The organism is Paraburkholderia steynii (assembly GCF_900100565.1).
GTDB classification, from domain to species: domain Bacteria; phylum Pseudomonadota; class Gammaproteobacteria; order Burkholderiales; family Burkholderiaceae; genus Paraburkholderia; species Paraburkholderia terrae.
The window spans coordinates 108,043-132,952 of sequence record NZ_FNDI01000015.1 but is presented as its reverse complement, the minus strand read 5'-3'; the positions used below and the strand labels follow the sequence as shown (position 1 = coordinate 132,952).

18 protein-coding genes are annotated in these 24,910 nt (G+C 62.3%); 8 read left to right on the top strand and 10 right to left on the bottom strand.

All coding sequences use genetic code 11. The features are described 5' to 3' along the window. Positions 1–113: 113 nt before the first annotated feature. Positions 114–1,583 carry a mannitol dehydrogenase family protein gene (locus BLT65_RS25685; protein ID WP_091782468.1) on the bottom strand — a complete coding sequence of 490 codons (1,470 nt, stop codon included), beginning with the start codon at positions 1,581–1,583 and terminating at the stop codon, positions 114–116. Positions 1,584–1,678: 95 nt separating this feature from the next. Between BLT65_RS25685 and manD the strand changes: the two genes are divergently transcribed. The 5 genes from manD to BLT65_RS25660 are packed head-to-tail and all read left to right on the top strand — an operon-like array spanning position 1,679 to position 7,616. After that, complete coding sequence (gene manD, locus BLT65_RS25680; RefSeq protein ID WP_091782465.1) at positions 1,679–2,887, top strand: D-mannonate dehydratase ManD; 1,209 nt, start codon at positions 1,679–1,681, stop codon at positions 2,885–2,887. A gap of 38 nt (positions 2,888–2,925) precedes the next feature. Further along, positions 2,926–4,296 (top strand): MFS transporter, encoded by a 1,371-nt coding sequence (locus BLT65_RS25675; protein ID WP_091782463.1) that lies wholly within the window; start codon positions 2,926–2,928, stop codon positions 4,294–4,296. A 51-nt stretch (positions 4,297–4,347) separates the two neighbouring features. After that, a complete protein-coding gene (locus BLT65_RS25670; RefSeq protein ID WP_091782460.1) occupies positions 4,348–5,385 on the top strand; it encodes an L-idonate 5-dehydrogenase in 1,038 nt (345 codons plus the stop codon). Between the two features lie 57 nt (positions 5,386–5,442). Then, entirely contained in the window at positions 5,443–6,741 is a 1,299-nt protein-coding gene (locus BLT65_RS25665) for an MFS transporter (protein ID WP_042313626.1), read from the top strand. Between the two features lie 29 nt (positions 6,742–6,770). After that, positions 6,771–7,616 (top strand): GntR family transcriptional regulator, encoded by an 846-nt coding sequence (locus BLT65_RS25660; protein ID WP_091782458.1) that lies wholly within the window; start codon positions 6,771–6,773, stop codon positions 7,614–7,616. A 313-nt stretch (positions 7,617–7,929) separates the two neighbouring features. Here the strand turns inward: BLT65_RS25660 and BLT65_RS25655 are convergent, their stop codons facing one another. The 4 genes from BLT65_RS25655 to BLT65_RS25640 form a co-directional block, all read right to left on the bottom strand. After that, positions 7,930–8,619: a ProQ/FinO family protein gene (locus BLT65_RS25655; RefSeq protein ID WP_091782456.1), complete on the bottom strand. Its 690-nt coding sequence runs from the start codon at positions 8,617–8,619 to the stop codon at positions 7,930–7,932. A 279-nt stretch (positions 8,620–8,898) separates the two neighbouring features. Continuing rightward, positions 8,899–10,116, bottom strand: a complete 1,218-nt coding sequence (locus BLT65_RS25650) for a porin (RefSeq protein ID WP_244186594.1) — start codon at positions 10,114–10,116, stop codon at positions 8,899–8,901. A 200-nt stretch (positions 10,117–10,316) separates the two neighbouring features. Beyond that, entirely contained in the window at positions 10,317–12,209 is a 1,893-nt protein-coding gene (locus BLT65_RS25645; RefSeq protein ID WP_091782451.1) for a bifunctional sugar phosphate isomerase/epimerase/4-hydroxyphenylpyruvate dioxygenase family protein, read from the bottom strand. A gap of 37 nt (positions 12,210–12,246) precedes the next feature. After that, positions 12,247–13,092 carry a 3-oxoadipate:acetyl-CoA acetyltransferase gene (locus BLT65_RS25640; RefSeq protein ID WP_042317187.1) on the bottom strand — a complete coding sequence of 282 codons (846 nt, stop codon included), beginning with the start codon at positions 13,090–13,092 and terminating at the stop codon, positions 12,247–12,249. A gap of 377 nt (positions 13,093–13,469) precedes the next feature. Here BLT65_RS25640 and BLT65_RS25635 point away from each other — a divergent pair, with 377 nt between their 5' ends. Then, a complete protein-coding gene (locus BLT65_RS25635; protein ID WP_007585999.1) occupies positions 13,470–14,240 on the top strand; it encodes an IclR family transcriptional regulator domain-containing protein in 771 nt (256 codons plus the stop codon). Between the two features lie 36 nt (positions 14,241–14,276). After that, positions 14,277–14,948 (top strand): phosphoribosyltransferase, encoded by a 672-nt coding sequence (locus BLT65_RS25630; protein WP_091782448.1) that lies wholly within the window; start codon positions 14,277–14,279, stop codon positions 14,946–14,948. Between the two features lie 73 nt (positions 14,949–15,021). Here the strand turns inward: BLT65_RS25630 and galU are convergent, their stop codons facing one another. Both galU and BLT65_RS47295 read right to left on the bottom strand, forming a co-directional pair. Further along, on the bottom strand, positions 15,022–15,915 hold the full coding sequence (gene galU, locus BLT65_RS25625; protein ID WP_091782446.1) for a UTP--glucose-1-phosphate uridylyltransferase GalU: 894 nt from the start codon (positions 15,913–15,915) through the stop codon (positions 15,022–15,024). 263 nt (positions 15,916–16,178) lie between these two features. Further along, positions 16,179–16,322, bottom strand: a complete 144-nt coding sequence (locus BLT65_RS47295) for a hypothetical protein (protein ID WP_007749838.1) — start codon at positions 16,320–16,322, stop codon at positions 16,179–16,181. Between the two features lie 241 nt (positions 16,323–16,563). On the opposite strand from BLT65_RS47295, the gene BLT65_RS25620 reads away from it, so the two are divergent. Next, positions 16,564–17,751 (top strand): acyltransferase family protein, encoded by a 1,188-nt coding sequence (locus BLT65_RS25620; protein WP_091782443.1) that lies wholly within the window; start codon positions 16,564–16,566, stop codon positions 17,749–17,751. Between the two features lie 926 nt (positions 17,752–18,677). Here the strand turns inward: BLT65_RS25620 and BLT65_RS25615 are convergent. From BLT65_RS25615 to BLT65_RS25605, 3 genes are read right to left on the bottom strand one after another with little or no spacing between them, the layout of a single operon-like run. Continuing rightward, positions 18,678–21,149, bottom strand: coding sequence for a glycosyltransferase family 4 protein (locus BLT65_RS25615; protein ID WP_091782442.1), 2,472 nt, complete (start codon positions 21,147–21,149; stop codon positions 18,678–18,680). Next, entirely contained in the window at positions 21,146–22,624 is a 1,479-nt protein-coding gene (locus BLT65_RS25610) for an oligosaccharide flippase family protein (protein ID WP_091782440.1), read from the bottom strand. Before BLT65_RS25610 ends, BLT65_RS25615 begins: the two co-directional genes overlap by 4 nt. Before the next feature lie 59 nt (positions 22,625–22,683). Continuing rightward, a complete protein-coding gene (locus BLT65_RS25605; RefSeq protein WP_091782436.1) occupies positions 22,684–24,873 on the bottom strand; it encodes an NHL repeat-containing protein in 2,190 nt (729 codons plus the stop codon). Positions 24,874–24,910: the final 37 nt, after the last annotated feature.

Sequence of the window (24,910 nt, the reverse complement as noted above, 5' to 3'; positions counted from 1 at the left end):
GCATCGCGCAGCAAGGGCTGCCGGGCAGTGTGACATAAGCCTGCAGCTATTGCTGGTGCTCTGCCAACTCATATCGCTTGGCGTTCGAGCAGTTGCAGGCTCGAGCCGGCGCGTCAGTCGCGCTCAATCGCGATGGCGTGTCGTGCGCCGTGCTGCAGCAGCCTGACAGCGTCCACCAGCCGTCGCCGGAAAACCTCCCGGTTCGCCAGTTCGGGCGGGAACACCTCCTTGATCGCCAGCATCGTTTCGACGAGTTGCTGCGGCTCGCTAGCGACACTCGCCGTGAGGCGTGCAGCCATCGGATCGCTGATTTCATAACGCGTGCCGTCGTCGGCGTGTCCGCGCAGGAACACGAGCCATGCCGCGACGGCCAGCGTAAGCCGTTCGATCGATTGCCCTGCGTTCAAACGCGCCTCGATCGTTGCAAGCAGCCGAGGCGGAATCTTCTGGCTTCCGTCCATCGCGATCTGCGCGGTGCGATGCTTGAGCGCCGCATTCGCATAACGCGCGAGCAGTGCGTCACGATAGGCGAGCACGTCGAATGAAGGCGGCACGTCGAGCGTCGGCGCGATTTCGTCCGTCATCATCGCGTGGATCAGTGCTCTCAGCGGCGGATGGGCGATCGCTTCGTCGATGGTCGTGAAGCCCGCGAGCATCGACAGATACGCGAGCGTCGAATGCGTGCCGTTGAGCATGCGCAGCTTGGCGAGCTCGAACGGCATCACGTCATCGACGAGTTGTGCGCCGGCTCGTTCCCACGCGGGGCGTCCCGACGGAAAGTAGTCTTCGATCACCCATTGGCGAAACGGCTCGCACGGCACGGGCACGGCGTCGTGCGTATTCAACGCGTTCAGCGCCGCTTCGCGGTCGGCGTCGGTGGTGGAGGGCACGATGCGGTCCACCATCGTCGAAGGAAACGCGACATGCGCGTCGATCCAGTCGGCGAGTTCACGCTCGAGCATGCGTGCGAACGACACGACTGCCTGCTTCAAGGCCGCGCCGTTGTGCGAGAGGTTGTCGCACGACAGCACAGTGAAGGGTGGCGTGCCGGAATCGCGTCGTTGTCTGAGAGCGGCGGCGAGGATGCCAGGCACAGTGGACGGCTCGTCCGGATGTGCCAGGTCGTGCGCGATCCCTGCGTGGTTCAGGTCCACGTCGCCCGTTCGCGTATCGCGGCAATAGCCCTTCTCGGTGACCGTCAGCGAGACGATGCGCACGTTTTCATCGGCTAGCAGTTCGGAAAGACGCGCACGGTCGTGAGGCATCGCGAGCACTTCCTTGAGCGCACGAATCACCGTGACGCGCACGCCTTCGGGCCCGCGTTCGACCACGCTATACAAACCGTCCTGCGCCATCAAGGCATCGCGTTTTCCCACGTCGCCTTGCAACGTCACGCCGCAGATGCCCCAGTCACCACCCGCCACGAGCATGGCTTCTTCCGTATAAACCGCCTCGTGCGCGCGATGAAAATTTCCGATCCCCAGATGAACGATACCGATACGTGGATCGCGCCACGCCGGCCCCAGCAGGTGGTCGTTCAATGAGTCGAGTGCATTGCGGCAAAGCGATGGCTTGGCGGTCATGTTCAGGTCCGAAGCGCGGGAAAACCCGTTGTTGACGATTGAATATACTTGTATGGTAGCATCACTTCCATCGAATGCGACTCAAGGAAATCCCCATGAAAATCGTCCGCGCCGATGTGATCGTCACGTGTCCCGGCCGCAACTTCGTCACGCTCAAGGTTGTGACGGACGAGGGCGTGCATGGCATCGGCGATGCCACGTTGAACGGCCGCGAACTCGCGGTGGCGTCGTATCTGAAGGACCATGTGTGTCCGTTGCTGATCGGGCGCGATCCGGGACGCATCGAGGATATCTGGCAATTTCTTTACAAGGGCGCGTACTGGCGCCGCGGCCCGGTAACGATGACCGCGATCGCCGCCGTCGACATGGCGCTGTGGGACATTCTCGGCAAGGTGGCGAACCTGCCGCTGTACCGCTTGTTGGGTGGCGCGTCGCGTGAAGGCGTGATGGTCTACGGCCACGCGACAGGGCGCGACATTCCCGAAGCGCTCGACCGTTACGAGGAACACATCGAAGCCGGCTACAAGGCTATTCGCATTCAGTGCGGCGTGCCGAACATGCGCTCGGTCTATGGCGTGTCGAAGGGCTCTGGCATGTACGAGCCGGCGACCAAAGGTGTCGTCGAGGAGCAAAGCTGGTCGACAGAAAAGTATCTCGACTTCGTACCGAAACTCTTCGAAGCCGTGCGCGACAAGTTTGGCTTCGATACCCACATGCTGCACGACGTGCATCATCGGCTCACGCCGATCGAAGCGGCGCGCCTGGGAAAATCGGTCGAACCGTATCGGCTCTTCTGGATGGAAGACCCGACGCCCGCCGAAAACCAGGCGGGCTTCCGTCTGATCCGCGAGCACACGGTCACGCCGATTGCGGTCGGCGAAGTGTTCAACAGCATCTGGGACTGCAAGCAACTGATCGAAGAGCAGTTGATCGACTACATCCGCGCGACCTTGACGCACGCGGGGGGCATCACGCACCTGAAGCGCATCGCCGATTTCGCTTCGCTCTATCAGGTGCGCACGGGCTGTCACGGGCCATCGGATCTGTCACCCGTCTGCATGGGCGCGGCGCTTCACTTCGACCTGTGGGTGCCGAACTTCGGCGTGCAGGAATACATGGGCTTCCCGAAGGAAGCGCTCGACGTGTTCCCGCATGCGTGGAGCTTCGATCGCGGCATGATGCATCCGGGCGAGGCACCGGGACATGGCGTCGATATCGATGAGGAAGCGGCCGCGCGCTATCCGTACGACCCGGCGTATCTGCCCGTCGCGCGGCTCGAAGACGGCACGCTGTGGAACTGGTAAGCCCCTTCGACAGATAAAACGACAGCCAGGAGACAGGCATGGCAGACAGGAAAACCCGTGCGATGCTGCGGCGCGTGGCGGCTGCATCGACGATCGGCACAGCCGCCGAGTACTACGATTTCTTCGTGTACGGCACGGCTGCCGTGCTCGTGTTCGGCGCGAAGTTCTTCCCGTCGAGCGACCCGCTGATCGGCACGCTCGCGGCATTTGCGACCTATGCCGTGGGGTTCGTGGCACGGCCGCTCGGCGGCATCGTGTTCGGCCATTTCGGCGATCGCATTGGACGCAAGAAGGCGTTGATCGCCACGATCCTGATCGTCGGGCTGGGGACGTTCGCGATCGGCTTGCTGCCGGACTATTCGCAGATCGGTGTCTGGGCGCCTGCCTCGCTGATCCTGATTCGCGTGCTACAGGGCTTCGGGGTAGGCGGTGAACAGGCGGGCGCGGTGTTGTTGACGGCGGAATATGCACCGCCTCGCGAGCGCGGTTTTTTTGCGAGCCTCGTGCAACTCGGCGCACCTGCGGGCTTCCTGATTCCGTCGGGTCTCTTTGCGTTACTGAGCGCGACACTCACGCATGAGCAACTGATGGACTGGGGCTGGCGTCTACCGTTTCTGGGCAGCATCGTACTGGTCGTAGTCGGTCTGTATATCCGGTTGCGCACGGAAGAGTCGCCCATCTTCGCCAGCATCCGCGAAACAAAGGCAGTCGAGTCGCGGCCAGTGGTCGAGGTCGTGAAGCAGTTCGGGCCAACCATCGTGAAAGGCGTCGGCGCAAAGCTGATCGAGGCATGCACCTTCGCGATGTACACGATGATCGTTCTCGCCTACGGACGTGCGCACGGCATCAGCGAAAGCTTGCTGCTGCAGACCATTATCGTTGCTGTCGTGCTCGAGCTATTCGCCATTCCGCTGGCGGGCGCGCTGTCGGATCGGATCGGCCGGCGCACGACTTTCATCGCAGGAGCGGTGCTGCAGGTGCTGCTCGTCGTGCCGCTGTTCCATGCCGTCGATAGTGGCAACCGCCTCGCGATCCAGGCCGCGATGATCCTCGCGATCTCAGTCGGTCACAGCCTGTGCTATGCGCCTCAGGCGTCGCTTTTTCCCGAGCTTTTTCCTGCGCGCGTTCGATGCAGCGGCATCGCGCTCATCTGGCAGATTGGATCGCTGATCGGCAGCGGCGTGCTCGGACTTGTCGCGGTCAAACTGATTCAGGCGACGCACGGAAATTCGATCGGGCTCGTCATTTATGTGGCGCTGCTCGGGATCGTCTCGGCCGTGTGCATTTTCCTTCTACCCGAAACGGCTCCCGCGCGACGCGGCGGGGATCTCCACGACTGGGGCGCGCCGCAGCGCGAGTCAGCCTTGCACGAAGCACACGCATCGGCCGCATTCGCTGCGCGCCAATAGCACGCCAACAGGCGCGCCGATACGACAGTACTTTGATACAGGATCACGATCATGTTTGCAGCCGTTCTCCACGAACCGAAGAAACTCCTCATCGACGAACTCGATGATCCGCAACCGCAAGCCGGTCAGGTCCAGATTCGCGTGCGCGCCGGCGGCATCTGCGGCTCCGATCTCTCGTATTACTTCAAGGGCAAGAGCGGCGATTTCGCGGTACGCGAGCCGTTCGTGCTGGGTCATGAAGTCGCGGGTGAAGTTGCGGCGCTAGGCGAGGGCGTGAGCGGCCTTGCAGTCGGGCAGCGTGTCGCCGTGAATCCGGGACTCAACTGCGGCGTCTGCCGATACTGCGTCAAGGGCATGCCGAATCATTGCCTGAACATGCGCTTCATGGGCAGCGCGTCGACGTTTCCGCACATGCAGGGCATGTTCCGTCAGTTCATCGCGGTGAGCGCGCATCAATGCGTGCCCGTACCGGACGGACTCGACTTCGCGCAGGCGTCGATGGCCGAGCCGCTTGCGGTGGCGCTGCATGCGCTGCGTCTTGCGGGGTCGCTGGTGGGAGCGAAGGTGCTGCTGGTGGGTTGTGGACCGATCGGTTGCATTCTGCTCGCGGTGGCGAAGCGGGCGGGCGCGCACCGCATCGTCGCGCTCGATCTCGCGGAGAAAGCGTTGCAAATGGCAGCGACACTCGGCGCCGACGAAACCGTGCTCGCCAACGATCAAACACGCATCGATCAGTGGGCGCAGCAGCGCGGCACCTTCGATGTGGTACTGGAAGCGTCGGGTAGTACGGCGGGCCTCGACACGGCACTACGCGCCGCGCGCGCGGGCGGCACGGTCATCCAGGTCGGCAATCTGCCGGCGGGGCAGTCGCCCGTGGCGGCAAACCTGGTGATGTCGAAGGAGCTTCGCTATCAGGGCTCGTTCCGTTTCACCGACGAATACGCCGTTGCTGCCGAAGAACTCGGCGCGCACAAGATCGATCTGCGCCCGCTGATGACGCACGCGTTCTCGCTAGAAGAAGCGAACCGTGCGTTCGAAGTCGCGCATGACCGCACGCAATCGATGAAGGTCCATCTGAAGTTCGACTAACTTTTCCACATGAACCGCCCGGGCACACAAAGAGGCGGAGCACTGGAGACACACACCATGATCAAGAGCCAGCGATGGTTCGTCGTCGGCCTGCTGTTTCTTGCGGGCGTCATCAATTATCTCGACCGCGCGGCGCTTTCGATTGCCGCGCCGCTGATACAGAAGGACCTGAACTTTTCGCATGCGCAGATGGGCATCGTGTTCAGCAGTTTCTTCATCGGCTATGCGCTGTTCAACTTCATCGGCGGCGTAGCCTCCGATAAATTCGGCGCGAAGAAAGTGTTCGGCGGCGCGATGGGCATCTGGTCGATCTTCTGCGGCGCCACCGCGCTCGCGAGCGGGCTTGTCTCGCTGATCGTGCTGCGCGTGCTGTTCGGCATGGGGGAGGGCCCGTTCAGTTCGTCGAACAGCAAGATGGTGAACAACTGGTTTCCGCGCCGCGAAGTGGCGAGTGCGATCGGCGTCATCAGCTCGGGTACTCCGCTCGGCGGCGCGCTTGCGGGGCCTGTGGTCGGCTATATGGCGATCCAGTTCGGCTGGCGCTGGGCGTTCGTCGCGATCATGGTGTTCGGCCTCGCGTGGCTCGTGTTCTGGTCGTTTGCCACGACCGAGCATCCGCAGCAGAACAGGCGCGTGAAGCCGGCCGAACTCGATCTGATCGTCGCCGGCCAGCAGCAGGCTTCGTCGATGGAACATGCGCCTGCGGGCAAGAAGACGGGACTGGGCTTCTACCTGAAGCAACCCATCATCCTGGCGACCGCGCTGGCGTTCTTCTCCTACAACTACGTGCTGTTCTTCTTTCTGTCGTGGTTCCCGACCTATCTGACGGAAGCTCATCACATGTCGCTGCACGACATGAGCATCGCGACGGTGATTCCGTGGGTGCTCGGCAGCATCGGGCTCGCGGCAGGCGGCTTCATCACCGACTTCATCCTGCGACTGACGGGCAAGCCGTTGCTGTCGCGCCGGATCGTGCTGTCGGTGTGCCTGGGCGCGGCGGCCGTATGCGTGGGCTTCGCCGGACGCGTGCAGAGCATGCAGGGCGCCGTGGCGCTGATGTCGGTTTCGATTTTCTTCCTGTATGTCACCGGCTCGGTCTACTGGGCAGTGATCCAGGATACGGTGCGCCGCGAGAACGTGGGCGGCGTGGGCGGCTTCGTGCATCTGCTCGCCAATCTCGCAGGCGTGATCGGACCGGCCGTGACGGGCTTCATCGTGCAGGCGACGCACGGCGCGTACGGCAGCGCGTTCGTGCTGGCTGGGGCGATCGCGGTGATCGGCGCGCTGTGTGCGCTGGTTTTCATCCGCGAGCCCAAGTCGCAAAAAGCCCCGGCAGAGCGTAAACTAGTATGGTAGTTTGACGATACTAGTCTTCGATTACCTGTATGGATACGAAAATTGCAAGCCCGAAGCCCGCGTCGCGGCGCGAGAAGAGAACCGCCACGCTGACCGTTGCCCACGTCGCAAGTCAGGCCCGCGCGGTTTCCGACGGCGAAGTGAAAACGCCGCTGCGCGGCGCGCTGATGGGTTTGTCCGTCGAATCGCACGAACCGATCGGCAAGCAGATCTTCCGTTCGTTGCGCGAGGCGATCTTTACGGGGCTGCTCGCGCCCGGCACACCGCTTTCGGAGAAAGAGGTGTCGGAGATGTTTCAGGTGTCCCGGCAGCCCGTGCGCGAAGCCTTCATCAAGCTCGTCGAGGCTGGCGTGCTGCAGGTGTTGCCGCAGCGCGGCACCTTCGTGAAGCGGATCTCCCCGCGCAAGGTGCGCGAGGGGCGTTTCATTCGCGAGGCGATCGAGGCGGCGGTCGTACGCAAGGCGGCCGTGGCCATTACCGATGCCCAACTGGCGGAACTTGCCGCGAATCTGCGCGAGCAGAAGGTGGCGGCAAAAGTCAATGACACGGCCGCGTTCCTGGCCTGCGACGAGCAGTTTCACTTCCTGATCGCTCAGTCCATCGATTGCGTGGCGGCGTGGGAGACGATCCAGGACATCAAGGCGCAGATGGATCGTGTGCGCTATCTGAGTCTGCATGAAGTGTCGCCGCTCGACCTGCTGATCAGGCAGCACGCGCTGATCGTGAGCGGGCTGAAGGCGCACGATCCCGATGCCGCGGAAAACGCGATGCGCGCGCATTTGCGGGAGATTCTGGTGTCGCTCGGGCCAGTGGCGCAGCTCAACCCGGACTGGTTCGAACCGGACGAGCCTGAAGCCGTACGGTTGATGCTCTAGAGCTTCTCGGGGTCTTCAAAAACGGCTGTGTGCCTGGTAAGGCGTCCTGCTGCGGGAATGGGCCGGGTGCGGCGCAACGCCGGGCGGTGGGACTTTCGTTTTCGGCGACCGACTCAACATCGCTGCGTGGAGGGCTTGCCAGCTGTAAAACGCGACATCTGTAAATAGCCAGAACACGACATTAGGATATAGCCGCTACCCAGACAATGTTGATAATTAAGATTATGTAAAATCACAAACAGGTAGCAGCAAACCAACCACCGCTCCCTCCAGCCTCAATCCTCAACGACCCGCCGGATCAACCCGCAATCGATCAACCTTGCGCCTGATCCGCAGCCGGTGCATTTCCTTCACCGTCCGTCTGGTCCGTCTGCGCCGCAGCCGCGTCATCCGCAGGCTTCGCAGCCGCAGCCGCATTTTCACCAGCCTTCACAGCAGGCTTGTTCCGTCCACCCGAACGGCGTCGCGCGAACGCGGATTCCGACGCGGTGACCTTGCTCGTTTCCGCGCCATTCAGATCCACACGCGACGCGCCTTCCGTCAAGCTCGCCCAGTAGCGGCTGCCACGGCACCAGGTGCTCACGGCATCGCGGACTTCCTGCTCGGTCAGCTTCAGTTCGCCGGCCTGCTTGAGCAGATCGTCGAGAATGCCAATTTTCAGCGCCACCTTCGGCGCAGGATTCTTCGGAAACGCCAACGGAAAACGCTTCTGCAGCTTGCCGATCGTATGCACGACGGGATCGACGGGATTCTGCTGCTTTGCCGCCGGACGAGCCGACGCCGGCTTGCCGTGCGTCTTCGCGTCCGCAGACCTGGGCGCCCGTCGCGCGTCCCGGGGTTTCGCGTCGCGCGCATTAGCGTCGCGCGGACTTGCGTCCTTCGCCTTCTGATCCTTGCCGCCCGCGTGAGGAGCCGGCTTGTCCGCAGCCTGCTTTTCCTTGCGCTGCGCCTTTGCCTGCTTGGCGAGTTCGTCCCTCAGCTTCGCCAGTTGTTCAAAGCCCATGTCTTCACCTTCATTGCAATGACGCAGGATTGTAGCAGCCGCTGAGCACCTTCATGCCGGGCGACTTCTCGCTGCCGTCCGCCAATCATGCGCCCGGTCGATGGCCGTTTCCTGTCATCGCCCCATGTCGGCGCGGCAAGCAACGGACTCCGCCAGCCGACGCGAGCAGCAAGCGACGGTCCTGCATCGAATGCGCGCGCAGCGCACATCGCCACGCACAAAACGAAAAAAGCGCCGCAATCGCGGCGCCCTGTCCTGCTTTAGCTTCGTCGTACAGCGTCAGAACCGATGCACCATGCCGACGCCGACACCCACCATGCTGCGCGATGACGAAGGCGTCGAATTGAAGCCGTCGCCGATCGTCGCCGTCGCGTTGATGATGCTGCGGCCGTTCGTGCCGAGCGTCTGGCCGTTCGCGCGCTGATACGCCTGCAACGCATACAGACCCGTACGCTTGGACAGCGAGTAGTACTCGGACAGGTTGACCTGCGAATACGACGCGCTGCTCGAGATGCCATTGGCCTTCGTCGCGCGCGTGTAAGCGTAGCCCGTTGCGAAATCCCATGCAGCCGCCGGCTTCCAGTGCAGCACGATGCCGCCCGTGTTCCAGATCGACAGGTCGTGGAAGCCCGAACCGATGCCCGGAATGTACTGCACGTTCGAATACGTCGCCGTGATGTCGAACTGGCTGTTGAACGTATAGCCCCCGCCGACGGCGAAGCGCTGCTGCGCGCGTGCCGACTGGTAGCCATTGGTCACGGCCGAAATGCCCGCCTGCGCGCCCGCGTTCGACGTCGTCGTATCGGTGCCGAACGTGCCGCCATTCACGTTCGAGTTGTTGATCTTCGAGAAGCCCACCGCGATGCCGATCGGACCTTGCGAATACTGGACCGCCGTGCTCCACGTCGAGCCCTGATACGCGCTGCCCGGCACGCCGCCGAACGAATACGAGCCGCTGAACTTGAAGCCGTAAAGCTGCGGCGACATGTACAGCAGCGTGTTGTTCGCGCGATAGATCGTATCGAGACCGTCGACGTCGCCCGCATGCGCGCCGTAGAAACCGGTAAGCCACGTCGTCGGGCTATACGGCGACAGCAGCTGGTAGTACGACGCGTACTGGCGGCCAGCCGTCAGCGAACCGTACGTGGCGTTCGTCACGCCGACGAACGCCTGGCGGCTGAACATCAGGTTGTTCGTCGACATCGCTCCGCTGTTCGCGCTGAAGCCCTCTTCCAGTGTGAAGATCGCCTTCGTACCGCCACCGAGGTCTTCTGCGCCCTTCAGGCCGAAGCGGCTGCCCGCCCATACGCCCGTGACCATCTTGACGGCCGAGTGTCCGCCTGTGGTCGAACCGAGCGTCGTCGAGCTCGACTGATAACCGATGCCGTTATCGACGATGCCGTACAGCGTCACGCTGCTTTGCGCGAACGCGGGCAGTGTGGCCAGCATCGCTGCGCCAGCCAGGGCGGCTTTGACTTCGGGGTAACGTCGTTTCATCTCCTGATCCTTTGTCATTGAGTGTTATGACGATGCGTCGCATCGTTTTGTCGGCGGCGGGACAAACGCGTGCCGTCGCCGCCGGTGCTGCGGGTAGTGCGAAAAGCTGAAGTAATGCGGGAAAATCCGGATGCTGCGAGGATCGCTACGGGTAACCACCACTATCGGGCCAAGCGATCCTTCACTGCATGCCGTTGCGCCTAGCTGTGCTTGCGCTGGGCCTGCGCTGCGAGCCTCACAGGCGCATTGACTGCGCCGTATCCGTCGTAACCGCCCTTGCGCTGCACGACCTCCAGAAAGAAGCGGCCATCCATCTGCTCGGTGTACACATGGAAGAACTCGCCGCCCTGCGCGTCTCTGTCGTAAAGGACGTGGGCCTCTTTCATCTGCTTCACCACGTCGTCGGCGAAATCGTAACGCGCTTCAAGGTCATCGTAATAGTTCGACGGGATTCGCAATAGCTGAACGTCGCGTGCGCGCAACTGTTCGACGGCCGCAAAAATATTGTCGGTGTCGAATGCGACGTGATTGAGGCCCGATCCACGATACGTGTGCAGCGATTGCGCGGTCGAAGTCCGTCCGTCCACCGACGCGTTGAGAACGATGCGCACCGATCCGTCTGCGCTGCGCACCGCGCGGCTGCGCACGAGTCCGTAAGGATCGGGAAGCAACCAGGCGGGCTCCGCGTCGAAACCGAACACGGCCCTGAAGTAAAGAATCCACGTATCGAGTGTGTCGGCGGGCAGGTCGAGGCACACGTGATCGATGCGCTTCAACTCGCCCTGCACTGATTGCGTGCGTTCGCTGTCATGTGCGCTCAGCACGAAGTCAGCTTCATAGAGCGTCGGCTCGTCGGGCCGCGCATCGACGAAGTAATGCAGGCTGCCATCGGGCGCGCGCACACCCGGCACGACGCGTTCGTTCGGACCGACTCGGCCCGAAAACGGTGCATAGCCGAACGACGTCGCGCGCTCGAACACGCGCGCTGCATCGTCGACCTGAAACGCCGACGCGCATAGCGACAGCCCGTGCCTGTGAAAGAACTCACTGGCGAACGAATCGGTCTCCGCGTTCAGCACGATCGACGCCCCGCCCTGCTGATACAGCGTCACGTCCTTCGAGCGATGCTTGCCCGCCGCATGAAACCCTGCTTCGGCGAAGCGCTGCGCGAGACGCGGCGCGCTCGTCGAATCGACGGCGAACTCGATGAACTGGAAGCCCGAATGCGCGGGCGGCGCAGGCGGCGTGAAGAGCGGCTGACCGTCCTTCGAGCGGGCGCCCTTCAGCCCGGCCTGCTCTTCGAGATACAGTAGCGAGCGGTAGCCATCGGCGGCCGTGGCGGCTGTCGGCGCGGCGCGAAAACCGTCGTTGAAAATTTCGAGCGAGAACGGGCCTTGATAACCCGTTGCGAGCACGCGATCAGCAAACCCGGCGACATCGAGGTCGCCCTGCCCCGGGAAGCATCGATAGTGTCGGCTCCATTCGAGCACGTCCATCTTTTGCAGCGGCGCATCGGCGATCTGCACGAAGGCGATGCGATCGCCCGGAATCTCCGCGATGGGATCGATCGGGTCGTCGATCGACAGCGTGTGGAAGCTGTCGAGTATCAGGCCGAGACTCGGATGATCGACGGTATCGACGAGCCGCCATGCATGTCGATACGAGTTTATGTACTTGCCCCACGCGAGTGCTTCGAAGCCCACGCGCACGCCTTCGCGTTCGGCGAGCAACGCAAGCTGGCCGAGCTGATCGACGATCAGCGCATCGTCCGCGATCACGTTTGGATTGACGTTGCTGCACACGAGCACGAGATCCGTGCCGAGTTCGTGCATCAGCTCGAACTTGCGCTGCGCGCGGTTCAGGTTCTGCGCGAGGCGCTCCTGCGTTACGCCCTCGAAATCGCGGAACGGCTGGAACAGCGTGATCTGCAGGCCGAGATCGGCGCAACGCTTGCGGATGTCGGCGGGCGAGCCGTCGAAGTACAGCAGATCGTTTTCGAAAATTTCGACGCCGTCGAAACCCGCTGCACGAATCGCAGCGAGTTTCTCGACGAGCGTGCCGCTAACCGACACGGTGGCAATGGAGCGAAGCATGATATGGCTTAGGTCGGGAATCGTGCGGGAATCGTGTTTATGCAGCGGGCTTGAGCGCCAGCAGCTCGCGAGCCTGCTTCGCCGTCGCGACAGGACGGCCGTATTCGCCGCATAGCTTCGCGACGCGCTCGACGAGTTGCGCATTGCTTTTTGCAAGCGTGTCCTTATCCCAGCGCACGTTGTCTTCGAGACCCGTGCGGCAATGGCCGCCCATTTCGAGCGTCCAGTAGTTCACTTCGAGCTGATGCCGGCCAATGCCTGCTGCCGTCCACGTCGCGCTCGGCAGCAGCTTCTGCAGTTGCGCCACTTCGAATTCGAGAATCTCGCGTCGCGCGGGCAATGCGTTCTTCACGCCCATCACGAACTGCACATGCACGGGCTCTTTCAACAGGCCTTGTTGCACGAGATCGACGGTGCTGTACAGCATGGCCAGATCGAAGATTTCGATTTCGGGCTTCACGTCGTGATCGAGCATGGTCTGCGCGAGGGTGCGGACGAAATCGGGCGGATTCTCGTAGACAGTGGTCGGGAAGTTCACCGAGCCCGTGGCCAGCGACGCCATATCGGGCCGCAAATCGAGCATCGCGCCGCGTTGTTCGAACGAACGTCCGCGCCCGCCCGTCGAAAACTGGATGATGATGTCCGGGCAATGCTTGCGGATGCCTTCCTGCAGCGTCGCGAAGCTGCTGCGGTCGGAACTCGAGCGCTCTTCTTCGTCGCGCACGTGCAGATGCACGAGCGTCGCACCGGCTTCATACGCTTCATGCGTGCTCTCGACCTGCTCGGGTATCGAGATCGGCACCGCCGGGTTGTCCTTCTTGCGCGGCACGGAACCTGTGATCGCGACGGAGATGATGCAAGGCTGATTCGTGGCGTGACTCATGGCAGAACCTTTCTCGATGAAACCTGTGATGCCGCTGCGCGGCGCATCCGAAGTGCTCATCCGATGCGGCGCGGCCTGAAGCGCTAAGGTGGCTCAAGAATAGGCAAGCGCCATGGGGTGGGCAATGCTCCTGGTGCCCGGAATGTGCGTTAATCGCACGTTTCTGTGCGATTAACGCGCGCTTCGCGGGTTAGCACCAGGCTGGGTGTCGTGTGGCGCATACAGTGGCGGCGCGGTTTTCCGCCTGATGCGGAAGTGATCGAGGCGACATTCCCCTTGCGCCACGCGATCTCGACAAACGGTGCGTAGTGGCCGATAAGTGAGCGATAATCGCGCATACCGATACGTTAGCCGCGCAAAATCAGGGATCGATTGCCATGAACCGACCGCCATTGGACAAACGCGACTGGATCGCAGGCCTCGAAAAAGGCCTTGCGATCCTGGAGTCGTTCGACAGCGAACACGCCCGCCTCACGCCGAGCCAAGCCGCCCAACTGACGGGCATGACTCGCACGGCTGCGCGCCGCTACCTGTTGACGCTCGAACATCTCGGCTATGTGCAGGGCGACGGCAAGCTGTACGGGTTGACGCCGCGCGTGCTGCGCGTCGGCTGGTCGTATTTCGATTCGGCGCGGCTGCCGAAAACCGTACAGCCGTACCTGCAGCAACTGAGCGCGACGATCGGCGAATCCGTCTATGTGAGCGTGCTCGACGATTGGGAGCTGGTGTTCATCGCGCGCAACGGCACGTCGCGCGTGATGACGACGGGGTTCGTGCTCGGCGCGCGCGTGCCCGCCCCGCTCACCTCCCCCGGCGTCGTGCTGCTCGCGTATCACCGCGATCAGGAAGCGATGCAGACGTGGCTCAACGACGCCGAGCTCACGCCCTTCACGCCGCACACGGTCACGAACAAGACGGGCCTGCTCGAAAAGGTCCGCCGCGCGCAGGCCGACGGATTCGCGGTGATCGAGCAGCAGCTGGATATCGGCGTGCGCGGCGTCGCCGTGCCGATGAAGAACCGTCATGGCGAAGTCGTCGCGGCGCTCAGCACGAACATGCCGATGGGCAAGGAAACGTCGGAAGCGGCGCTCAACCGCGTGTTGCGCGCACTGCAGGAATCGGCACTCTCGATGCTCAACGTCCTATAGTGAATGACGTAGAGGTAGCGGACGTGGGAGCGAATCATGCACCGTCGATTTGCGGATCGCGCCGACGCGGGCCGTGCGCTCGCCGATCAACTGAAGCATTACGCACAACGCGACGATGTCGTCGTGCTCGGGCTGCCGCGCGGCGGCGTACCCGTTGCGTATGAAGTCGCCTGCGCACTGGGCGCGCCGCTCGACGTGCTCGTGGTTCGCAAGCTCGGTGTGCCGTGGCAATGCGAGCTGGCAATGGGCGCGATCGCGTCGGGCGACGCGCTGTATGTGGACGACGAACTGATGCGCGAAACGGGCGTATCGCAGCCCGAATTCGAACGCGTGCTCGCGGATGAGAAAGCGCAACTCGCGCGGCGCGAGGCGCTGTTTTGCGACCCGCGGCGCGCGAGCGTCGACGTGGCGGGCCGCGTCGCGATCATCGTCGACGATGGGCTCGCGACGGGCGCTTCAATGAAGGTAGCCGCGCGTGCATTGCGCGCACGCGCGCCGGCGAAGATCGTTGCCGCGTTGCCCGTCGCGCCGCACGACGCGGCCGGGCGCATTGGCGATGACGTCGACGAATATGTCTGCGTTACCGCGCCGGAACTGTTCTTCAGCGTCAGCCAGTTTTATTCGGACTTCAGCGAAACCACCGACGACGATGTGCGCGCAATACTCGCACGCGCATCGTCGGCCAGCGGGCCCGCGTCGTCCGGATGACGCGCGCGCTTGCACCGACTGACCTGCAGCGCGACGGCCGGTAGACGCGCCGTCGTTGCCGCAGGCGTTGCTTTCAGGCGGCGGCCGCGGTCAGATGCAGCGGCAGATAGCTTTGCAGATAGTCCTCGAACTCGTTGCGCACTTCCGGGTGACGCAGCGCGAATTCGACCGTCGCCTTCAGATAGCCAATCTTGCTGCCGCAATCGAAGCGCGTGCCGAAGTAGCGATACGCGAGCACCTGCTCTTCCGTCAGCAGCGATTGCAGCGCGTCCGTCAGTTGCAGTTCGCCGCCCGCGCCCGGTTTCAACGCGCGAATGTGCTTGAAGATGGTCGGCATCAGCACATAGCGGCCGACCACGCCGAGATTCGACGGCGCCTTGTCGGGTGCCGGCTTCTCGACGATGCCCGACAGCTTGATGACGTCCTCTTCCCACTCCTTGCCGTCGACCACGCCATACGAGCGGCTTGCCTCGCGCGCGATGGTTTCGACACCGACCACGGAGCTGTGATAGTGGTTGAAGACGTCGACCAGCTGCTTCATCACTGGCTGTTCGCTGTGCAGCAGGTCGTCGGCGAGGATCACGGCGAACGGGCTCTCGCCGACCAGCTTTTCGGCGCACAGCACGGCATGGCCGAGACCGAGCGCTTCGGCCTGACGCACGTAGAAGCAATCGACGTTCGCCGGTTTGATGCTGCGCACGAGATCGAGCAGTTGCTCCTTGCCGCGCGCTTCGAGTTCCGCCTCGATTTCATAAGACTTGTCGAAGTGATCTTCGATCGCGCGCTTGCTGCGCCCTGTGACGAAGATCATTTCGGTGATGCCTGCCGCGATCGCTTCTTCTACCGCGTACTGGATCAGCGGTTTATCGACGATGGGCAGCATCTCCTTCGGGCTCGCCTTCGTGGCGGGCAGAAAACGTGTGCCGAGGCCCGCAACAGGAAAGACGGCTTTGGTGACTTTCAGCATGGTATGCATTTCCACTCGGTTGATTGAATGTATGCAATCGCCGTGAGAGGCGGCGCATTGTCGTTCGGGAAAAGACTAGCGGAAAATTATTTTGAAAGGACTGATAGCGCCCCGTTGAAATTAATTCAAATTGTTCCTTTCCAATGCTTCGTTCCGATATTTGAAACTCGTGCGGAAAGAATGACGTGAACAATCTGAATCGCCATGCATGCGGCGCGTAAATCTTGCCAATCACGCCGAGGGCGAGCGCCGCCCTCATGCGCTCATTCGTTTTCTTCGAACTGCGGCATCTTTTCCGGGTTCATCCGGATACGACTGATCGGCTCGTTGCGCAATGCTTCACGGTACGCGGACACGGCAACGAGTAGTAGCAACACGGCGACGCCGGCGATCAAATGCAGGTTCATGACCCCACCCCTGTCAGAAGTTTTCCCCGCATGAACGTAACACGAAAAAAACGTCAAATAATTCAGACGCCTATTTGAATTTCTGTCGGTTTCGGCAATCCATTGGCAATATGAAAGCTTGAATAATTCGAATCATTTCTTGTCGATTTTTTGCACGCCCTTTCACCTAGGATACGCAAGCGGGCGTGCTGCGTCTTGAGGGCGGCGCGCCAATTCATTCATCAACGAACAAGGACCGCGCATGAGCGACACAGCACTGGACGCCACCGGCTCGTCCCTGTCCTTTGCGCCGGCGGCGCGCAGCGAGGCGAAGGTCGCCGGGAAGGAACATGTCATCGACGCGATGCGCGGGTTTGCCGCGTTGCTGGTGGCCTATTTTCATTGCCGCCAGGTCGAGTGGGTGGGCATGCAGAGCTTTCACCATGTGGCGGGCAAATCATTCGATCTGAATACGATCGTTGCGTACCTGACGCTGCCCATTGCGTGGGGTTCGGCAGGGGTGCCGATTTTTTTCGTTATTAGCGGGTATTGCATTCATCGTGGTGCTGCGCAGCGTCTTGCGAACAATTCTGCGTATCGGCTCGATGCGATGAATTTCTGGGCGCGGCGGTTTGCGCGCATTTACCCTGTGCTGTTTGCCGCGCTGCTGCTCACGCTTGCGCTTGACTGGGCCAGCCTGCACTTTCCGCCCGTTAATCACAAGATTCTCGATATCGGGCCTCAGGCGTTTTTTGTCAATCTGTTCTCGCTGCAAGGTTTGGCCGGCAAGACGTATGGCTCGAATGGCGCGCTGTGGACGCTGTCGCTCGAAGTGCAGTTTTATGCGGTTTATCCGCTGGTATTTGCGCTGCGGCGCCGGCTTGGGATCTTGCCTGTGCTTGGGATTGTAGCGCTCGTTAATCTCGCTTCGGTTTTTGTGTTCGAGCGGCATGACTTGCAGTTCTTTACATCGTTCTGGTTCTCCTGGATGCTCGGGGCGTGGATCGCTGAATTGCAGCTGAAGCGCGGTGATGATTCTTCGCGTAAGCGCATGCCGTGGCTGATGTATGGGTTGGCTGTCTTGCTGACGGTGCTTGGGTGTCTTGCTTTTCGATTTGGGCAGTATCTGGCGTTTCAGTTTTGGGCTGTTGGGTTTGCGTTCTATCTGAATGAGGCGCTCAAGAGCCGGCGGCAGAACGATACGGCTGTGATTCGGGTGCTTTCTCGATTTGGCGATTTCAGCTTCTCGCTCTATTCGATTCATTTGCCTATTTTTGTGTTGCTGTCTTCGGTGTTGTATCGATCGGCGTTGCAGATGTCGATCTTGCCGACTTTTGGTTTTATGGTTGTGGCAGTCGCTGTTGCGTGGGTCTTTTATCGTTGTGTTGAGTTGCCTGCGATGAAGTGGTCCGGTAGTTTGAAGTCTGTTAGTCGTGGGAGTGCGCGTTAACGTGGGCGTGGGCTGTTTGCGTTTTCGCTGGCATCCGCGTTATGCCTTCGTGCTTCAGGCGTTGCCGGTTGGTGTTTTGGCCTTTGCGCTGGCATCCGCGATTTGTTAGCGCGCTTCAAGCGTCGCCCCTGTGCGGGGCGGCACCTACTTTTCTTTGCCGCCGCAAAGAAAAGTAGGCAAAAGAAAGCGGCTAACACCGCCAGTTCTTGTGTTTGCCTGAGGGCCCCCAAAGGGTCTTACGCTTCACACGGCAACCACGTGACCCACGTTCGTTGCCAGCGCTCTTGCGGTGCGCCTCACCCGCTTCACGCTCCCGCACTACAGCGCGCCGTGCCAGCTATTCCACTGCCGCCCAGGTGGCAAACTGTGTGTAGGCCGTAGCACCACACACGCCTCACTTCGGACCAATAGCACACGCGTCCCACCTTGTAAGAGCGCCAGGCTATACGACGCGACAACCTACACACAGTTTGCCACCTGGGCGGCACATATCATTCGCTGCCGCGAGCTCTTCTGCGGGTGTTTGAAGTGGGTGAGGCGATCATTCGAAGCGTTGGCAACGCACGCAAACAGAAAGGCTGCCGTGTGAAGCGTAAGACCCTGTGGGGGCCCTCAGGCAAGAACAAGAACTGGCGGTGTTAGCCGCTTTCTTTTGCCTACTTTTCTTTGCGGCGGCAAAGAAAAGTAGGTGCCGCCCCGCACAGGGGCGACGTGTGAAGCACGCTAACAAATCGCGGATGCCAGCGCAAAGGCTAATACACCGACCGGCAACGCTTGAAGCATGAAGGCATAACGCGGAGGCCAGCGCAAAGGCCAGAACAACCAAACCGGCCGCGCCACGAACCACGAACCACGAAGCCAAACCGCGGATCCCATCGCAAGAGCAAAAAACACCGCCCCTGCGTCGCAGACAAAAAAACAAAAACTCAAACCCCATTCGCCACAGTGGCAAGAATCCTCTCTACCCCTTCGACATACGCCTGCGTCCCAAACTTCCGCACAGCGGTCTGATACCCCTGCGCAACAAGCCGGTCGCGCAGCGCCTGATCCGACCGCAACTCAGCAAGCGTATCGGCCAGCGCATGCGCATCGCCCGGCGTACACATCAACCCATTCACGCCATCATCGATGATCTCAACCACACCACCAGCTCGTGCCGCCACGACCGGCCGCCGCGCCAACATCCCCTCAACGATCACGCGACCAAACGGCTCCGGCGTAATCGAAGTATGCGCAACGACATCGACAGCACACATGCACGCAGCCACATCATCCTGAAACCCAAGAAAATGCACCCGCCCTTGAAGCCCATTCGACGCAACAAACTCCCGTAGCCGGGCCTCGTAAGCATCTTCACCAAACAGCGGCGCGCCCACCAGAACCGCATGCATCTGCGGATTGAGCACCATCGCCTCGAGCAACACATGCTGCCCCTTCCACTGCGCAAGACGGCTAAACGAGCCGACAAGAAACGCATCCTGCGGCAGCTTCAGCCGCGCACGCAGGACACTTTGCGGCGTATCCCGCAACGCACTGAACGGCGCCGCAGAAATCCCGTTGAACACCACATCGATGCGCTTGTCGCCAAAACTGGTCAGCTCGGCAAACGCACGCGCCGAAGCCGCCGAATTGGCGATCACATGCGCAAGCCCCAATTTCGCGCACCATTTGATGATCGCAAGCTGCTTGCTGCCGAAATGCTCGGGGCTAACAATATCGCGCAGATGCCAGACCACAGGACGCCCCGCGAAGCGCCCAGCAATCGCGCCAATCACCATCGCCCGCTGCGTGTTCGCGTAGATCACGTCGCTCTGACGGGCCCGCGCGACCGTCGCGCGAACCAGTGATGCAACGCCCTTCACCGCCTTCGCGATGGGCGGCGTGCCGCCCTGCTTGCGGATGTCGCGCGTGGCGCCGGGATCGAGCACATCGACGGCCACGCCCTCGCGATGCAGCGCCATGCGAAACGGTCCGTCATCAAACAGCACGACCTGCACGCGCGCCTTGAGCGCCTTCACGACTTCCAGCAGCGACAGTTCGGCGCCACCCATCACGCCGCTCTGATCAATCGCAAGCACGCGCAAGGCGCTCGATGCCGGCTTCGGTTCGCTAACCTTCGCGGGCGGTTCATCCACAGGCAGCGTCGCCCCCTGCAACGCGGGCACCGTTTCGCGCACGAAGCCAAAGAAGCGCTCGCGGAAATGCCGGATCGAAAAACGCTCGGCATTCGCGCGGCAATCGGCGGGCCTAAAGCGCGTGGGATCGTCGGCGAAATCCTCGATCGCGCCGATGATCGAATCGGCCGTCTGCTCGTTGAAGAAAATCCCCGTCGGATGCGACTCGTACTGGTCGCGCACGGTTTCGAGCGCCCCGCCCTTGCCGTATGCAATCACGGGCGTGCCGCACGCCTGCGCTTCCACCACGGAAATGCCGAAGTCTTCTTCCGCTGCGAACACGAACGCCTTCGCGCGGCGCATGTGATCGCGCAACACGTTGAACGGCTGATAGCCCATGATCTGCACGTTCGGCGTCGCCTTCGCGCGCACCTTCTGCATGTCGGGGCCGTCGCCGATCACGACCAGCTTGCGCTCGGGCATCCGCGCAAACGCCTCGACGATCAGGTCGATCTTCTTGTACGGCACCATGCGCGAGGCCGTCAGATAGAAGTCGTCCTTCTCTTCGCATAGCGAAAACGACTCGACGTCGACGGGCGGAAAGATCACTTCGGAATCACGCTGATAGACCTTGTGGATGCGTCGCGAGATGAACTCGGAGTTCGCGACGAACGCATCGACGGAATTCGACGTGCGGATATCCCAGTTGCGCATGTAATGCAGGATCATCCGCGCCAACGCGGACTTCGGGCCGCTCGTCAGCTTCGACTGCTGCAGATACTGATGCTGCAGATCCCACGCATAGCGGATCGGCGAATGCACGTAGCTGATATGCACCTGGTCCGGGCCCGTCAGCACGCCCTTCGCGACGGCATGGCTGCTCGAGATCACGACGTCGTACGCGGACACGTCGAGCTGTTCGATCGCGAGCGGCATCAGCGGCAGATAGCTGCGGTACTTCGTGCGCGCCTTCGGCAGCTTCTGGATGAACGAGGTCGTCACGGATTTGCCGCGCAGGAACGTGCGGTCGTCGAGAAAATCGACGAGGCTGAAGATGTCCGCCTCCGGAAAACACGCGACGATCTGTTCGAGCACGCGCTCGGCGCCCGCATAGGTGACGAGCCAGTCGTGAATGATGGCGACACGCACCGGACCGACGCTGCGCGCGCCGCGCCGTTTCGCGGGCGGCTTTGCACCGGGCGTGGTCGTGATGAGATCGCGGCCCGCATCGCGCGTCACGGGCGTGGGACGCAGGAGGTCTTCTTCAACGATATCGTGGTTCATGCGCTATTCCTCGGATTGAGTCGCAACTTCAGACGCACAAGCAGCGAACGCGCAAGATCGCGCAATGCAGGGGTCATCGTGAGCGACCACGCGACGTTCGCGCTCACGATGAGCGCGCCCGCGGCAATGGCCATCGGCAGGCTGGAGAGCAAGGTGGCGAGCCACAACGTGCCCACCAGAAAAGCAAGATGCGCGAGCATGTCGAGCACGATCGGGCGCGCGTGAATGGCCGACAGTTTCAGCAGCGCGACGTAGTCGAACAGGCCGCGCGCGGCCACGACGACGGCCGCGCCCGTGAGCCCGAAATGCGCAATGCCGAACCACAGCGCGCCCGCGAAGAAAGGCAGCTCGAAGAGACCGAGGCGCGCGGCGGTCGCAGGATGGACCTGCGATTGAATAAGAATGCGCGCGAGGTTCGCCTGGCCGACGAGCCACACGGAGATGATCAGAATGCGTCCCACGGGGCCGCCCGCGTCGGCGACTTCGCTGCCCACCCACGCATGCAGGAACGGTTCGAGCACGATGATCGCAACCAGCGCAATGGGCGTGAACACGCCGTTCAGGAATTCAAGCGACTGCCGCATGATGACGTCGGCGTCGTCCCGGCCCACTGCCGACAGACGCGGAAACAGCGTGCGCTGCAGCGCAGTCGGCACGATGTTCAGGCGCGTGACGAGGTTCTGCGGCACCGTGTAGTACGTGACGAAACGCGCGCCGAGACTCGTGCCGAGCATCACGCGGTCAAGCGATTCGGCGACCATCCCCGAGATGCTCGCAATCAGCATCCAGCCGCCGAAGTTGAAGAGCCCCTTAGCGACCTTGAACTGCGGCGCGCGGATATGGCGGATGCCGAGCACGTTGAGCGCCGAGCGTCCGAGCAGGATCGCGGCGAGCAAACGCGCGACGACGGCCGCCGCGAGCACGTTCTGCAACGTCGGCCCCATCATCCATGCGGCGGCGAGCGGTAGCAACTGGAACAGGAATGTGCCGAGCGTCTGGTTGGTGTTGTAGATGCCGAAGCGTTCCGCGCCATTGATCGCGCCCGCGAACACCCACGACACGTTGGCGAGCGGAATCGCTACCGCGAGCCACGGCAGCGCCATATAGACCTCGTGCTGCAACTCGGGCGACACCTTCGAGAAATACGCGGTATAGAGCGCCGCGCCGAAGTAAATGACGAGCCCGCCGACGATGCCCGTCGCCAGGTTCAGCCACGTCGCGCTCCAGAACACCTGCTCGCACGCCTGCTCATCGTTCGATGCACGCGCCTTCGAGATGTGGTTTTGCGCGGCCATGCTCATGCCGAGGTCGAGAATGCTGAAGTAGCCGATCAGCGTCCAGACGAGGCTGATCACGCCGTAGCGTTCGACGCCCAGCAGCTTGATGTACGACGGCACCGTGACGAGCGATACAAACGTCGGCAACACCAGTCCGATCAGGTTGATCACTACGTTTCTGAGGATGCCTTTATCCATCGGATGCCTTTCTGGTCAGTCATAGGTTTGGGTAGCGTGTGGGTGGAGAAGCGTGTTGTTTATGTCTTTGATGCTGGTTTCCAGCGGTACATCAGGACCTTGCCGCGCGCGTCTTCTTCGACGAACACGAGGTACTCGCCGTCGTCGCGGCGATACGCGCTGATGCCGTTGGGCACGTCGACCCAGCCCGATGCATGGCCCACTTCCGGCCCCGGCTGCATCGTGCCGACGGGCGTGCCCGTCTCCTTGTCGTAGACGTGTACGGTGCCGACGGGCTCGACAGCGAACACGTACTTGCCTTCGACGGTGAGGCCGATCAGCGTCGAGACGGGCTTCGCTTTCGTGTCCCACGGCAGCGGCAGCGTGTAGCGCGCAACGGGGTTGCCGCTCGACCACTTGTCGTAGCGCACCATCACGCGGCCCACTTCCTTCCAGAAGCCGCGGTCGAACGGCGCTTCGGCTGTGTAGCCCGTCACATACATCGAATCGGTTTGCGGGTCGTAGATCGCGCGTTTGACTTCGCTGAACGGTTGCGGCACCGGGTATGAAGTCATGTCCGCGTACGAGTAGACGGGATTGCCCTTCGCATCGAGACCGCCGAACCGGAAGCGGTTGATGCCCTTCGAATCGCGCGCGCGCCAGATGTCGCCGTTCGTGTCCACCCACCAGCCCCAGCCGCCCGCGAGGTGCGTGCCCGTCGTGTTCGGCGTGAACTCGTCGGCATCGAAGCGGCCATTGCCGTTGCTGTCGCGCCAGATCCAGTCGCCGCCCTTCGGCGCGTTCGGCACCTTCAGTACGGCACGCTCGCGGCCCGCGATGAAGCCCGAAGGCGTCGCCGTCTCGCCGTCGCGGCCGCCGTCGAAGCGATAGATCTTCAGATGGTCCGCGTACATGTCCGTGAGGAACAGGAACGTGCGGCCCTTCAGCTTGCGGGCGATGGGCAGGCCCGGCCACTGGTCGGTGTTGAAGACGGGATCGTCGGGATACCTGAAGCGGTTCGTCAGGAAGCCCGCGTAGGTCCATTGCTGGCCCGCCGGCTTCGACAGATCGAGCGTGAAGCGCTTGTTGCCCGTATAGACGCTGTCGGGCCGCGCCGGGTCCATCCACGCGCCATCGACGAACAGCAGCCCTTCGACCTGCCACACGCGCTTGCCGTCGGGCGCATAGCTTTCGAGCGTCGCGCCCAGGCCCGCGCCCGTCGGCTCGAAGCGCGGACCGATGCCGTTGGTCGATACGTAGACGTTGCCGCGCGCATCGACGCCCACGCCTGTGAGTCCGTTGAAGCGCTGTGGTCCCGGCTTGCCCGCGACGCCCGAGAAAATGCCGCCGCGCTCGCCGAGCGTCGATGTCAGCGCATAGCCGCCATCGCGTTTGCTGAAGAACAGCACCTGCTGGCGCGGGCCGTTATCGGCGATCAGCACGCGGCCTTGAGGATCGACGGCGATATCGACGGCAACCGTGTCGGCAGGCAGCGGTAGTTCGTCTTTCAGACGCTGGCCGTTCGCGTCCAGGTGCGCCACTTTCGGCTTGTCGCCGAGCGTGTCCGTGAGCACCCACAGCGTGCCGTCGCCCGCGCGCGCGATGCGGCCCGGTGCAGGCACGCTCCACTGCGCCTTGCGCTGCATCGATTCGGCGTCGTACACCTCGACGCGGTTCTGCGACGTGTTCGACGCGTAGAGCGTCGTATCGCTCGCAGCAAGCCCGTTGATGTCGCCGCGCGTGCCCGTGGGCACATCGTTGACCATCGCGAACGCGGCGGCCGCCTTCGCATGGGGATCGATGCTGCTCACGGCGGCCTGGAACGCGGCGACGCGCTTCGTATCGCCGATCTCGCGCCGCGAGATGCCGTACCACTGGCGGCCCTTGTCCGGCCACACGCCCTGCCCGACGAGATGCCCCTTCTCGTTGCCGACGCCGACAGCCACATACGCATAGCGTTTGTTGATCGCGATCGCGTTGCCGCCGCTGTTGCCCCAGCCGTGCGTGCCGCCCGCGAAGCCGAGCATCTTGCCGTTCTCATAGACGCTCGCTTCCGCGCCGCTCTCGTCCCACGGCGCGTTCGTATAGACCTTGCCATCAGGCGATACCGCGAGCGCCGTGATGTTGATCTGCGTCCATGCGCCGTCGCCAAAACCGAAGGTATTGCCGATCCATGACGTCTGCACGTTCAGCGCGGGTTCGGCGAACGCATGCAGTGTCGCGAGAAGGGCAAACGCGCACATCGCGCGGGCAAGCGTGAGTCGGGACAACGCGAGTTCTCCAGTCGAGGCGAAACGAAGGCAGGCG